Genomic DNA, 238 nt, shown 5'->3' with positions numbered 1-238 from the left:
TCGTGTCGCTGTCGCTGTGTTGCTAGCTGCGCTTGTCGTGTTCTCGGAGAGCGTTTGCAGTGGGTGCTGCACACCGAGCAGCTTGTGGAGGAGTCGCGACTGCGCAGGCAGCGCCGGCGCCGCTATGTGGGGGTGTTGACGAGGCGCGGCGTGTGCGGCGTCGATCTTCTCGGTGTCGATGTTGTGGTTCCGTGAGCGCATTTCCTCGGTCCTGCGTTTTGGTTTTTTTTTTTTTTTC

1 protein-coding gene is annotated in these 238 nt (G+C 59.7%); it reads right to left on the bottom strand.

Translation table 11 applies throughout. From position 1 onward, the window contains the following. The coding region (locus tag G3O00_RS39955; protein ID WP_206146287.1) for a hypothetical protein at positions 1–238 on the bottom strand (238 nt) is incomplete at both ends.

Source organism: Burkholderia sp. Ac-20384 (genome assembly GCF_017104605.1).
Lineage (GTDB): Bacteria > Pseudomonadota > Gammaproteobacteria > Burkholderiales > Burkholderiaceae > Burkholderia > Burkholderia lata.
This window is presented reverse-complemented; position numbering and strand designations above follow the sequence as displayed.